Annotated in this window: 8 protein-coding genes; 2 read left to right on the top strand and 6 right to left on the bottom strand. The window is 63.4% G+C overall.

Features of this window, described 5'->3' with window-relative positions; all coding sequences use genetic code 11:
• Positions 1-8: 8 nt before the first annotated feature.
• Entirely contained in the window at positions 9-743 is a 735-nt protein-coding gene (locus NKH71_RS14830) for a 4Fe-4S dicluster domain-containing protein (RefSeq protein ID WP_023719521.1), read from the bottom strand.
• Positions 740-3,670, bottom strand: a complete 2,931-nt coding sequence (locus tag NKH71_RS14825) for a molybdopterin oxidoreductase family protein (protein WP_352895141.1) — start codon at positions 3,668-3,670, stop codon at positions 740-742. The genes NKH71_RS14830 and NKH71_RS14825 overlap by 4 nt, the downstream gene beginning before the upstream one ends.
• 281 nt (positions 3,671-3,951) lie before the next feature.
• Here NKH71_RS14825 and NKH71_RS14820 point away from each other — a divergent pair, with 281 nt between their 5' ends.
• Complete coding sequence (locus tag NKH71_RS14820) at positions 3,952-4,854, top strand: LysR substrate-binding domain-containing protein (protein WP_023719518.1); 903 nt, start codon at positions 3,952-3,954, stop codon at positions 4,852-4,854.
• Between the two features lie 5 nt (positions 4,855-4,859).
• Here the strand turns inward: NKH71_RS14820 and NKH71_RS14815 are convergent, their stop codons facing one another.
• From NKH71_RS14815 to NKH71_RS14800, 4 genes are all read right to left on the bottom strand, one after another.
• The gene (locus tag NKH71_RS14815) at positions 4,860-6,116 is read right to left on the bottom strand and encodes an Hsp70 family protein (protein WP_352483221.1); all 1,257 of its coding nucleotides are present in this window, start codon (positions 6,114-6,116) and stop codon (positions 4,860-4,862) included.
• Between the two features lie 107 nt (positions 6,117-6,223).
• Positions 6,224-7,015, bottom strand: a complete 792-nt coding sequence (locus NKH71_RS14810) for a TIGR02186 family protein (RefSeq protein ID WP_023719516.1) — start codon at positions 7,013-7,015, stop codon at positions 6,224-6,226.
• Positions 7,015-7,938: a sulfite exporter TauE/SafE family protein gene (locus tag NKH71_RS14805; protein ID WP_023719515.1), complete on the bottom strand. Its 924-nt coding sequence runs from the start codon at positions 7,936-7,938 to the stop codon at positions 7,015-7,017. The genes NKH71_RS14810 and NKH71_RS14805 overlap by 1 nt, the downstream gene beginning before the upstream one ends.
• Positions 7,939-8,129: 191 nt before the next feature.
• Positions 8,130-11,984 carry a peptidoglycan-binding protein gene (locus NKH71_RS14800; RefSeq protein ID WP_352483220.1) on the bottom strand — a complete coding sequence of 1,285 codons (3,855 nt, stop codon included), beginning with the start codon at positions 11,982-11,984 and terminating at the stop codon, positions 8,130-8,132.
• Between the two features lie 550 nt (positions 11,985-12,534).
• Between NKH71_RS14800 and NKH71_RS14795 the strand changes: the two genes are divergently transcribed.
• Entirely contained in the window at positions 12,535-12,996 is a 462-nt protein-coding gene (locus tag NKH71_RS14795) for a MerR family transcriptional regulator (RefSeq protein WP_023719513.1), read from the top strand.
• Positions 12,997-13,152 lie beyond the last annotated feature (156 nt).

Raw genomic sequence — 13,152 nt, 5'->3', positions numbered from 1 at the left:
GGCGCGGGTCAGTTCGAAAGCATGCGGTCGACCCAGCCAAGGAAACCGCCTTCGGCTCGCATCGGCTGGAGCGCCTGTGCCGGCACCGATGCGGCGCGATTGGTGTGGGCGCGTGGCGGCAGATATTTGTTGGTCGGCCTGTAGCCCATCTCCGGCATCAGGTCGACACCGCCGCGCTCCGCCACCAGTTGCGAGATAGCCGATGCCGGATCGCCCAGATCGCCGAAATGCCGCGCGCTGGTCGGGCAGGCGGCAACGCAGGCCGGCACGCGGTCTTCCTCCGCCAGATTGTCGTTATAGATGCGGTCGACGCACAGCGTACATTTCTTCATCACGCCGACATCCGTGTCGAATTCGCGCGCGCCGTAGGGGCAGGCCCAGCTGCACAATTTACAGCCGATGCATTTGTCCTCGTCGACCAGCACGATGCCATCCGACGCCCGTTTGTAGGAGGCGCCGGTCGGGCAGACCGTGACGCACGCCGGTGTCTCGCAGTGCAGGCAGGAGCGCGGGAAATTGACCGTGCGCCCACCCATCTCGGTCATGTGCTCATAACTGTGCACGCGGTTGAACCAGACGCCGTCGACATTGCCGCCATAGGGGTCGATGTCGGTTAGCGGCGCCATATGGCCGCCGGTGTTCCATTCCTTGCAGGCGGTGACGCAGGCCTGGCAACCAACGCAGGTGTCGAGGTCGATGACCAGGCCGAGCTTTTTGTCGGTGTGGGCGGGAAGGCAAGTCATTCGGCAGCTTCTCTCTCCCGACGGAATTCGGCGCCGAAACTGAGCTTGTCGGGCGAGGGCTCGAAGTGTGGCGGCTGCCGGAACCGCTCGAATTGCGGCTCGGTGAAGCCAGCTTCCTCGGCCGCGCATTTGACGATGCGCACGCGCAGGTCGAACCATGCCGCCTGGCCGGTGACAGGATCGGAATTCGAATAGCGTTTGCCATTCGCATCGGCAGAGGTCTGGTCGCCGATGATGTGGTTGAGCAGGAAGCCGCGATTGGATTCGGCCGCGTCATCCTTGAGCCCCCAGCTGCCGCGCCGTTTGCCGATCGCGTTCCAGGTCCACACCGTATCGGCGTTGACGCCGTCGATCAGGCTGATCTGCCCCTTGACCTTGCCGTTGATGCTCTCGATCCACACCCAGTCGTCATCGACAAGCCCGAGGCTGGCGGCGGTCCGATTGTGCACGAACAGCCGGTTCTGGCTGGTGATCTGCCTTAGCCACGCATTCTGCGCGCCCCAGGAATGGTACATGTGCATCGGCCGCTGCGTCAGCGCGTGGAGCGGATAGGCTTGGCTATCGACTGCAGCCTCTTCGAAGGGCGCGTACCAGAACGGCAGCGGATCCATATAGGTCTCGATACGGCTGCGCTCCGCCTCCGGCGGCAGCACCTCGCCATGGCCGCGCGCCGCAAGGCGAAAGCGCTGCATCGGCTCGGAATAGAGTTGGAAGACGATCGGCTCGGCCTTCGGGATGAAGCCCATGCTCTCGGCGAATTCGAGATAGGAGCGGTTGGCCATCTTGTAGTAGCGCTGATCGGCGGCGAAATCCTGGTGCCAGAAGCCGCCATTATCGATGTAGCGCTGCAACTGGTCGGGATTGACGTCGCCCTTGCCGACCGAGGCCCCGTCCTTGCCGCGCCAGCCGGCGAGCGGACCGACACCTGGCGTGCGCTCGTGATTGACGATGTAGTCGGGATAGTCGCGGTATTTGGCGGAACCATCGTCGTCGACGAAGCCGGGCAGGCTGAGCCGCGCGCCGAGTTCGATCAGCACCGTCTGGAACGGCCTGACGTCGCGATCCGGCTCGACGACGGGATGGCGGATGGCGTCGCCCGGCCCGTCGGCGTGGCTGATCGGCCGATCGAGCAAACTGATACAGTCATGACGCTCGAGATAGGTCGTGTCCGGCAGCACCAGATCGGCAAAAGGTACGGTCTCGGAATAATAAGCGTCGGAATAGATGATGAACGGGATCGTGTACTCACCCGACGCATCAATATCGGTCAGCATGGCCATCGTCTCGACGGTATTCATCGACGAGTTCCAAGCCATGTTGGACATGTACATGAACAGAGTGTCGATCGTGTAGGGATCGCCGGCCCAGGCGTTACGGATAACCGTGTGCATGAGCCCGTGTGCGGCCAGCGGCGCATCCCAGGAGTAGGCCTTGTCGATACGGATCGGTTTGCCGCCTTCGTCGATCAGCAGGTCCCCCGGTCCGCAGACAAAACCGAGCGGCATGCCCTCGAGCGGCGTCATCGGCTTCACATTCTTGCCGGCTGGCTTCGGACCCGGCGGTGCAGACCGTGGATAAGGCGGTTTGAAGCGAAAGCCGCCCGGCACGTCCACCGTGCCGAGAAGCACCTGAAGCAGATGAATGGCGCGGCAAGAGTGAAAACCGTTCGAATGGGCCGAGATGCCGCGCATCGCATGCATCGACACCGGCCGGCCCTTGATGGTCTCGTGCCGGCGGCCGGCCCAGTCCGTCCACGCCACCGGCAATTCGATTTGCTGTTCGAAGGCGACATGAGCGAGTTCGGCGGCGATCCTGCGGATGGTATCGGCGGAGATGCCGCACCGGTCAGTGACCGCCTCGGGTGAATAGCTCTCATCCAGATAGCGGTCGGCGACGAGTTGGAAGACCGGCACGCAACGGCGGCCGTCGACGAGAAAGCTGCCGGTCAGTGCGGGCTTCGCGTCGGCGTCACTGGCATTGACTGGCATCTTCGCCACCCTGTCCCAAGCCAGCGGATTGCCGTCGCCGTCGCGCATGAACAGCCCGTCATCGACGGCTCCAGGCTCCTGAATGACGAGGCCGTGGGCGTTGGTGTAGCGCAAGAGGTAGTCGAGATCGACGCGGCCTGCCTTCAGCAATTCGTGGATGAGTGCAAACACGAACAGGCCGTCGGTGCCGGGCCGGATGCCGATCCAGTCGTCGGCAATCGCGTTGTAGCCGGTGCGGCAGGGGTTGATCGAGACCACCTTGGCGCCGCGTGCCTTGAGCTTGCCGAGACCGATCTTGATCGGATTGGAATCATGATCCTCGGCAACCCCGAACAGCATGAAGTACTTGGTGTTGTCCCAGTCGGGCTCGCCGAACTCCCAGAACGAGCCGCCGATCGTGTAGAGGCCGCCGGCCGCCATGTTGACCGAGCAGAAGCCGCCATGGGCGGCAAAGTTCGGTGTGCCGAACTGGCTCGCCCACCAGCCGGTCAGCGATTGCGACTGGTCGCGCCCGGTGAAGAAGGCGAGTTTCTTCGGATCGGTTCGGCGGATATTCGAAAGCCGCTTCGTCGCGATCGACAAAGCTTCCTCCCACTCGATCTCGCGGAACTCACCCGAGCCGCGCGGGCCGGTGCGTAGCAGCGGCTTCTTCAGCCGGGCCGGGCTGTAGTGCTGCATGATGCCGGCGCTGCCCTTGCCGCACAACACGCCGCGGTTGACCGGATGGTCCTTGTTGCCGTTGATGTAGCGGACTTTGCCGTCTTTGATGTGGACGTCGATGCCGCAGCGGCAGGCGCACATATAGCAGGTGGTCTTGGCGATGCTGTCGGAGACATCAGGCGAAGTATCGACGCCGTCGCCTTCGGCGGGCGCGCGCGTATCGGCAAGCGGCCGTTGGGATGGTGCTGAGTTGGCGCCGCGTAGCGGTTTGTTGGTCATGATCCGGCGATGTTTTTGCGTTCCGCGGCCTTGGCTCTCGTCTTCGGGCCTGGGCCGCGCATGTAATGCTGTTCCGGACGATAGCGCTCACCGACGAGCCGCCACCGCAGGCTGCAGGACCAGTGCGTGAACACGGATTTGAACAGCCTCACCAAATTTCTACCCTCGACTGTTCTGGCGCGACTTTTTTCCAATTTCGGGCCAAAATTTAGAACAAAGCAATCGATCTGTCCAACAACTTGTTCTTGTAATTCCAATAGGAGTTGCTTCTTAATGCTGGCATGACTCTGGACCAATTGCGGATCTTCGTCGCCGTCGCCGAACGGGCGCACATGACCAAAGCGGCCGACTTGTTAGGCATTTCACAGTCGGCCGCGTCCGCCGCCATCCGCTCGCTCGAACAGCAGCACGGCGTGCAGTTGTTCAACCGAGTGGGCCGCAATATCGAGCTCGCCGAGACCGGACGCCGGTTCCTGCCGGAGGCCAAGGCGGTTCTCGAGCGGGCGGCGGCCGCCCACAACGTGCTGGAGCATGTCTCGCAGACGATATCAGGCAGTCTCTCGATCGCTGCCAGCCAGACCATCGCCAGCTATTGGCTGCCGCGCCGGCTCGCTTCTTTCCACGAAGCCTATCCTGCCGTCAGGCTGAGCGTGAGCATTGGCAACACCAGGCAGGTCGAGACCAATGTACTTGATGGCGCAGCCGATTTTGGCCTGGTCGAGGGGCGCACCGAATCCGACATTTTGCGGCGTGCCAAGGTCGATATCGATCGCATGATGCTGGTCGTGGCGCGCTCGCACCCTGAGATCGCGGAAGTTTCGCCTGGGCATCCCGACCTTGGCGGGCTTCGCTGGATCATTCGCGAAGGCGGGTCGGGCACGCGCGAGGCGCTGGAGGACCTTGCCCGACGCGACGGGATTTCGTTCGCGGACCTACAGATATTCCTGGTATTGCCGAGCAATGAGGCTATTCGCCAGGCGGTCGAGGCCGGCGCCGGCGCCAGCATCATTTCGGAACTCGTCGTCGCGCGCGCGGTCGCCGAAGGCAGTCTGCGTTCCGTGCCGATCGATCTGCCGAAGCGCGAATTTGCCATGATCACGCATCGCGACCGGCAGCCAAGCCTGGCCCAGATGGCGCTCAAGGCGCATCTCGGCGGCAAAGCTGAGAGAGCCGCGCCGCTTTAAGCCGATCAGGCGAACTTCCGCTGTGCGTCGAGCGCCAGCCCAAGCCCGACTGAGCCGAACACATCGCCTTCGATAACCGACGCCTGCGGCACCAGAGCCAGGATCTGCTGCCTGGCCAGCGGGATCGCGGTCGATCCGCCGGTCAGGAACACCGCCGTGATGTCGGAGGGCTTCACCTGCGCGTCGCGGACGGTCTGCTCGACGGTACCTGCAACGCGCTCAATATCCCGAGCGATAGTGGCTTCGAGACCTTCGCGCGTGATCTCTGCCGTGAACCTCACCTCCGGTAGCGCGACCTCGATACCGGCCGACGATCGGTCCGTCAGCTCGATCTTGGCCCTTTCGACCAGCGCCGCCAGCGCGTGGCCGTAACGATGCTCGACGATGTGGATGAAGCGGTCGACCAGGTCTGCGCGCTCTGCCTCGTAGCGGATCTGGCGAAGATGCGTCATCGCCCTTGCGGTATAGACCAGGTTGATGCGCTGCCATGTCGCCAGGTCGATGAAGTAGCTCGCCGGCAGATTGCGCTTGCCATCCTTAGTCGACGTCAGATAGCCGAGCTGAGGCATCACATGGGCGATGCTCAGCAGCCGATCGAAGTCGGTGCCGCCGATGTGGATGCCGCGGCTGGCCAGGATGTCGTCCTTGCGGTCGAGCGAGCGGGCGCGCTCGGGCGAGACCCGCACGATCGAGAAATCGGACGTGCCGCCGCCCATGTCGATGATCAGCGCCAGTTCCTCGCGCGTCACCTTCTGTTCGTAGTCGAGTGCCGCCGCGATCGGCTCGAATTGGAAGGCGATGTGCTTGAAGCCCTGAGCGCGAGCGGCATTTTCGAGTTCGTGCTCGGCCTCGGCGTCGGCCCCGGCGTCGTCGTCTACGAACTGTACCGGCCGTCCGATTACGACGCTTTCGACTGTGTCGAGGGCGTTTTCTTCGAGCTTCTTTTTCAGGTGGCCGACAAATAGGCTGACAATTTCCATGAAGCCGATCGAGCGCGCCTTGATGCGCGTCTTTTCGTGAGCGAGCGAGCTGCCGAGAACGCTCTTCAGCGAGCGCATCAGGCGGCCTTCGATACTGTCCGTATAGTTGGCGATGGCGCGTCGCCCGAAATAGGTGCGGTTGTCCTCGAAATTGAAGAACACCGCACTGGGCAGAGTGACTTGGCCGTCTTCCAAGGCCACCAGCCGCGGCTGCCCGTTCCTGACCACGCTCACGGTGGAATTCGAAGTGCCGAAGTCGATACCGGCAAATGCTGGTCGCATCGTGCGTTCCTATATTCTGATTTGGGGAGCAGCAGCTCGTGCCCGGTCGGACCGGGGATCGCGGTCTAGCCCATACCCTCGGAAAGGGAAACCACTTTTACGAGAGTTCAGTCTTTCCTGAAGACCAGTCTTCCGAGCCAGCCTGTCAGCATGGCCAGCGATACGGCAAAGACACCGTAGAGGAAGGAGTAGTCGTGGGCGACGCGGAAGATCGACTGTTCGAAACCGGACTTGCGGATTTCGAGCTGGGCGGAGCTTTCCTTGATGAACAGGCCGCTCTTGAACAGGAAGGCGCGCGCCTTGTGGGTGCCGACCGGAACGTTGGGAGCGAGCCTGACGGTGGCGCGGAACAGGTTCTGCGACAGGAACTGCACACCGCCGACATTCTCGCTGTAGAGGCCTGTTGCCGCCTTGCGCTCGCGCAGCGCGGCGGTGAACTCCTCGATTGTCGCCGGGCTGTCCTCGGCGTCGGCCGGCTGCAAATAGAGGTTGGAGGCGCCAAGCGACAGCTGCTTGTAGCTGTTCGGATCGGTGACGTCCTGCAGCGGCCGCGTCGTCGCCACAGAATAGGAGACAGGTACGTTTTCGAAGGTCTCCGACTCCAGATTGACCCAGACGCCGAGCACCCGGTCCTTGCGGCGCACGACGACCGGTCGGGCCGGGCCTTCCAGCACAACGATCACGTCGTAGCGCCCTTGCCGTGCGACAAGCGGATCGGCATTTTCCAGCGATCCGAAGATGGTCAGGTCGGCGCCGGAAAAGCCGGCGGTAATCGAGACATTGTCGGTGGAAAGGCCGATCTGGATGTTTTCGGTTAGTGGCGTCTGTGCCTTCGCCGCTGACGCCGCGGCCAGCAGCGACAGCAAGGCGGCGGCCGCGAGCGTCCTCAAGCCAGCCATCAGCTCAGGCCCACGCCGGACAGCGAATAGAGATTGGGAGGCGTGACGAAAAGATCGATGGCGAGCCGGATGGCGACCGCCAGCACAAGCAGCGCCAGCAGCGCCCTGAGTTGTTCGCCCCGCAGCCTCTGACCGGCCTTGGCGCCATATTGTGCGCCGGCGACGCCGCCTGCCATCAACAGGAAGGCGAGCATGACGTCGACCGTCTGGTTGGTGGTGGCGTGGACCAGCGTGGTGTAAGCCGAGGTGAAGATGATCTGGAACAGCGAGGTGCCGATGACGACGTTGGTCGGCACTTTCAAAAGGTAGATCAGGGCCGGCACCATGATGAAGCCGCCGCCGACGCCCATGATCGACGATAGGAAGCCAATCGCCGCGCCCAGCCCAAGCACCGGAATGACGCTGACGAAGAGCTTCGAGGCCCTGAACCGCATCTTCAGCGGCAGGCGGTGGATCCAGTTGTGCTGGCCGGATTTCTTCAACACCGGTGCGGCGCCGCTGCGGGTGACGCGCAGCGCATTGATACTCTCGACCAGCATCAGCCCGCCGACAGTGCCGAGCAGCACGACGTAGAGCAGCGAGATGAACAGATCGAGCTGGCCGAGTCGGCGCAGGAACGCAAAGACATAGATGCCGCCGGTCGAGCCGACGATGCCGCCGGCCAAAAGCACGCCGCCGAGCTTGAAGTCGAGCGTGCCGCGCTTCATGTGCGACAGGGCGCCGGAGAAGGAGGAAGCGATGACCTGGTTGGCGCCGGTGGCGACCGCAATCGCGGGCGGTATGTTGTAGAAGATCAGCAGCGGCGTGATGAGAAAGCCGCCGCCCACGCCGAACATGCCCGACAGGAAACCCACCGCTGCGCCCATGGCCAGCAGCACGAAGACGTTAACGGAAATTTCCGCGATCGGGAGATAGATGCCCACCCGTCAGTCTCGATCAGTTTGCCTCCTGGCGAATGCAACCGTTGCGGGCATTTTGCGTCAGAAGGCTATCTCGTTCTTGCGCCGGCCGGGCGGTGAAGTCAAACTTCGTCGCACCGCAGAAACAAAAAACAACTCAATCAGTTAACAGGCAAATCTGTGGCAAGGGCGTCGCGGAAACGACGCATCCGCCGTTATTTGCGCGCGAGCAACGCCTTGACCAGCTTTTCGTCGATCGCGCCGGTTGCCTTCATGTCGTTGTCGGTCTGGAAGGCCATGATCGCGTTCTTGGTTTTCCGGCCCATCATGCCGTCGGGATTGCCGGCCTCGTAGCCGTTCTTGTTGAGGATGCGCTGGATGTTCTGGACCGCTTTCTTCATGTCGATGCCGGCCGTCGTCTGCGGTGTGCCGTCCTGCCACGATTCAGGAATGTCGGCCGAATTGGCGGCTGGATCGAGCGGCTTGGCCTTCCACAGCTCGGCCGCGGCACGCGTACGCTCCAGCTGCTCGGGTCTCAGGGCTTTGGCGATCTCGTCGCGCTTGGCCGCCGCATCCTTGTCGCCGGTCTTGGCGACGAGCGCGAACCATTTGTAGCTCTCCTCGAGGTTCTGCTTCATGCCGACGCCCTTCGCCGCAAGGATGCCGAGATTGAACTGGCTGTCCTTGACGCCGAGGTCCGCCGCCGCCTGGAACCAGCGCGCTGCCGATTCATTGTCGGTCACGCCATCCGCCGCCATCGCAAACAGCACGGCCAGATTGTGCATGGCGCTGGCGTTGCCCTGCTCTGCGGCAAGCTGGTACCAGGTCTTCGCTTTTTTGATGTCGCGTGCGACGCCGATGCCCTTCTCGTAGAAATTGCCGATGCGGTATTCTGCCGGTGCGAAACCGAGATCGGCAGCTTTCTCGTACCATTTGGCCGCCGCTGCCATGTCTTCCTTGACGCCGCGCGACTCGGCGTAGCGCGAGCCGATCTCGAACAGTGCCTTGGCGTCGCCGCCGGCCGCTGCATCGCGCAGGGCGGCCGGACCGACACCGGCCGGAACCTCGATCTTGGCAACGCTTGCCGCGGCAGCATCTGCCGGCGGCACCGTGCCCGTCGTGTCCTGCGTCGCAGCTGTGGTGGTAGCAGGCGCGGCAGCCATTGGCTCGGCGTCGCTGGCCGTCGCCGCTGCCGGTGCGGGCACTGCGGCCGTGGCGTCTGGCGCCGCCATGTCAGGGGCTGCCGCGGGGGCTGTCGATGCCTCGGTTGCCGGTGTGGCGGGGCCGGTTTGCGCCGCCGTGTCGTCCTTGGTCGTCGCTGCGGACGGCTCTGCCTGCCTGACGATGGAGGACGGCGCGCTATCCTGCGCTGCCGTCTGCGCGTCCGCCTTCGGTTCGCTGGCAACGCTGGCCAATGCAGTCTCCACCGGCTGTGCGGCCACAGCCGGCGCCGCGTCATTGTTGGCGACTTCGACCGGATCGGAGAAGAAGGCTTTGCCCAGTTGCAGGCCGGCAAGCGCCAGCATGATGGCAATTGCCCCCATCAGGATCGGCTTGCGCCGCGCCTTGAGCAGGTCGCCTATCCTGAGCGCCTTGACCGGGCCTTTCATCGTCGACTGGCGCTTAAGGGCGTCCGCCTCGGCGGCCGCCGCTTGCGCAGCCCGTCTGGCTGCCGCGATGAAGTCCGATTTCGCCGCTTCGGCGCCGCCTTCGCGGGCCGGCTGCCCGCGCTCGTCGCGCACACGTTTCATGATGGCGCTGAGGTCGGGGGCGCCGGAGCCGGGTTCCAATGGCCGATTGGCGACCTTGGGGTCGAGCGGCTCGTCGAGATCGACGCTCGGTATTTCGACGCTCGACGCCGAGCCGGCAAGCGGCGGCATCTCGGCCTCCTTCTTGCCCTTCAAGGCGCGCGCCAGCCCGCCTAACATCGATTTCCTGCCGCCGCCCTGCTCGGTTTTTTCATGCGTCGTGTCTGAACCGAGGGCCGCCAGGGCGGCTGCCGCGGCCGCCTCGGCCGGCGTACGCGGACCTGGCTCGTCGCGCACGAGCGCCGCGGTGCGACCGTCCAGATCGGCCATGTTGCCCGTTAACGGCAGCGGCTGGTCGATGTCCATCGACGGTGCGTCCTGCACCGAGATCTTGGATGCCCGGCCGAAGCGTTTGCTCAACTCTGCGCTTGCCGGTTCGCCGGTCTCCAGTGAACCTAGCCTGTCAACAATCTTGAGCAGCGTGTCGTGGATAGCCTCGAACGTCCTTGAATTGCGCTCGTCCGAACGGCGCGTCAGCGCCTCGAGCGTCTTCAGGTCCTGGGCGAGGCCGGTAACGGCCGCCGTGTTGGCGCTTGATCCGGCCAGCGAGCGGACGGCGCTCTCGGCCGCCTCGCGCGCCGCGCCGAGGATGGAATCGCGGGTTCCGGCCAGCGACTTCTCGATCTCGTTGAGGCGCGGGCTGATGTCGTCGAATTCCGGCAGCGGCGTGCCGGGCTTGGAAAGATGCGCCGTCAGGCCCGCGACCTGCGCTTCGAGGCTGCGGATCAACGCCGGGTCGATGCTGGCGACCTGTGCCGCGGACGAATCCAGCCGGCTTGAAATGTCTTCGAGCCGGCTCTCCAGGCCGCGGATCGCCGCCTCGCTGGCGCGATCTGGAACGCGCGTCTCCATCCGCTTGGCCAGCGCGGTGAAGCGGGCGTCGATGGCATCCATGATGCCGGCGCTGTCGACCTGCGGCATGCGCTGATCCAGCCTGTCGGCGACTTCGTCCAACCGGCGCTCAAGGTCGCGAAACAGCATGTTGCCTTGTTCGATGGCGTCGCCCTGGCGACGTTCCATCATGCTGGACAGCACATCGAAGCGCTGCTCGAGCCCCTGGAAGATGTAGTCGGCGTCGGGCATGGCAGGTGCATGGTCGATCTTGTCGGCGATAAGCGCGACTTGCCTGGCAAGGCGCTCCATAGCTTGTTCCGGCAGATTGGCTCGGCCGGCCAGCTCATCCACGCGGCTCGACAATGTGTTGAGACGGTCGATGACCTCCCGGCCCGGACGATCCTGCGACACTTCTTCGATTTGCTGGGCCAGTGAATCGATCCGCTTCTCGATGCGTTCGAAGGGCTCGGGGTCGAACGAATTGGCTTGCGCGGCAACCGTCGAGGCGACGATCGCGCGGGAAATCTCGTCGAGCCGCTCGTCGATCTGACTGAATGTGTCGCTGCCGCGATGGTCCTGCTGGCGGGCGAAATGGTCGACCGCTCCGGCAAGCATGCGGACCTTTTCCTCCAGCGAGCGCAGCGACAGCGATTCCGGCAGATTGCTGACGGCATTGCTGATCTGTTCGAGCCGCTCGGTCAGCGCCGACAGGCCGGGCGCGTCGGAGCGCTTGCGCTGATCGGCGTCGACGCGGTCCTCGAAGGCGCTCCAGCGGCGGTCGAAATCGTCCCAGCGGCGGCCCACTGCCTGCACGCTCTCCTCGCGCGCCAGCGTATCGAGAGCTGCCTTGACCTGCTCAAGCTCGAGCCGCAACATATTGACGCTTCTGTCGTCGCTTTTTTCGGCCAGCGTCTGGATGGCGCCGGAAAGCCGCTCGAATTCGACGCCGAGTTCGGCGCTGCCCTTGCCGCCGCCATTTGACTGGTAGGCTCGCTCGATATTCTTGCGCAGTGCGTCGAACTCGCGTTGCAGGCCGGAGGTCATCTGCTGGCGAAGCTCTTCGCGCAGGCCGCGCAATTCGCCAGCGATCTTGCCGGCTAGGGCGACGCCGTCCTCCTGGCCGCGCACCCGGTCGATATCGCGGGCGATCGCCTGGTAGTTCTGGTCGACGGCCGCCGCTGGACCTTTCGGCCGCTGCGCGTCGCGTGGGTCCTCGTACCGGCGCTGCTGGCCATAGGGTTGGGCACTAGGATAGCGCGGTTCTGCCGCTGGTCGGCGTGGACCGGGATGGCTTGCAGTCTCCTCGCGCGTCCGCTCCAGTCGCTGCTCCAGCGTTTCCAGGGAACGGTTGAGCTCTTCAAGCGTCGTGTGCGGCCTGCGCTGCCTGCCGGCGTTGAGTGTATCGAGGTAGGACCGCTTGCTGTTCATCAATGCGCCCGTTTCAGAATTGCTGGCTTTCACCAGGTTCCCAAAGTCCTGCCGGGACGAACGCGACTGCTTGGCTTGTTGCAGTGGAAGACGAGCTTCCCGGGTCTTACCCGCGCTCCGAAAAACCGTGAAAAATTCAATACAGGATAAACACGGGTAACCGACATGCGCACATTTCGCCCCAACGTGGTAAACAACGCGTTAACCAAGCTTAAGAAGTTGCAACTTTGTCGACTGGCTGCGGACGGCGCCGGGTGTCTTTTTGGACGCACAAAAGACGCTGTAGAATTTTGATCAGCCGCATGATCGCTCCCGAAATCGGCCACGACTTTTAGGTTATCCACCGGCGCTGCGGCATAAAGTTCCAAGCCCAGAACGCTCTTGCGTCGTAAGGCGGCTATCGATATAGCATTGACGTAAACGTAAATGAGCGGATTACGCTGTTTGCGATTTGTTTGTTGAAACCACGAGTGGAAGCACGCCCCCGCTTTCACTCAGGCGACGCAAGGTCCGCGACCGCGACGCCACCAGACGGGGAAAGCCAGTGACCATGAAACTTATTTCGCCCGGCCAAGCCGCGGCCAATACCAACGATATGTCGAGCGAAGCCGGTGAAGAGCTTGTCCGCATCGGCGAAATGGCCAAGAAATACGGAGTGACGCTGCGCACGCTGCGTTTCTATGAGGACAAGGGTCTACTCAACCCGCAGCGTGACGGCTCAACCCGTCTCTATACACGCCGCGACAGGGCCCGGCTGAAACTGATCTTGCTCGGCCGCAAGGTCGGGTTCTCGCTGCGTGACGTCAAGCAGATGATGGACCTCTACGATCCGAACGGCTCCAACACCAAGCAGTTGCGGTTGGCGCTCGACAAGTCGGAGAAGCAGCTTGCCCGCCTGCAGAAGCAGCGGGCGTTGATCGATGACGCCATCAGCGAACTGAGTGCCTCGATGTCGACCGTCCGGCAAATGCTGATCGAGCGCTCGGCGCCGCAGGCCAGCGTGGCGAGCTAAACTAAACCTGCCGATTTCTGACGAATGAGAACCGGGGGGGGGGGGGGGGGGGGCGGGGGGGGGGTGGGGGGGCTTCAGGTCTGGGAAGTGGGTAGGGGGGGGGGGCGGGAGTTAGATAGACCGGAATAAAGTTATTATATCAACTCAAATTTATTT

The organism is Mesorhizobium sp. M0983 (assembly GCF_040318975.1).
Lineage (GTDB): Bacteria > Pseudomonadota > Alphaproteobacteria > Rhizobiales > Rhizobiaceae > Mesorhizobium.
The sequence above is the reverse complement of the archived record's forward strand: the minus strand, read 5'-3'. Positions and strand labels throughout refer to the sequence as shown.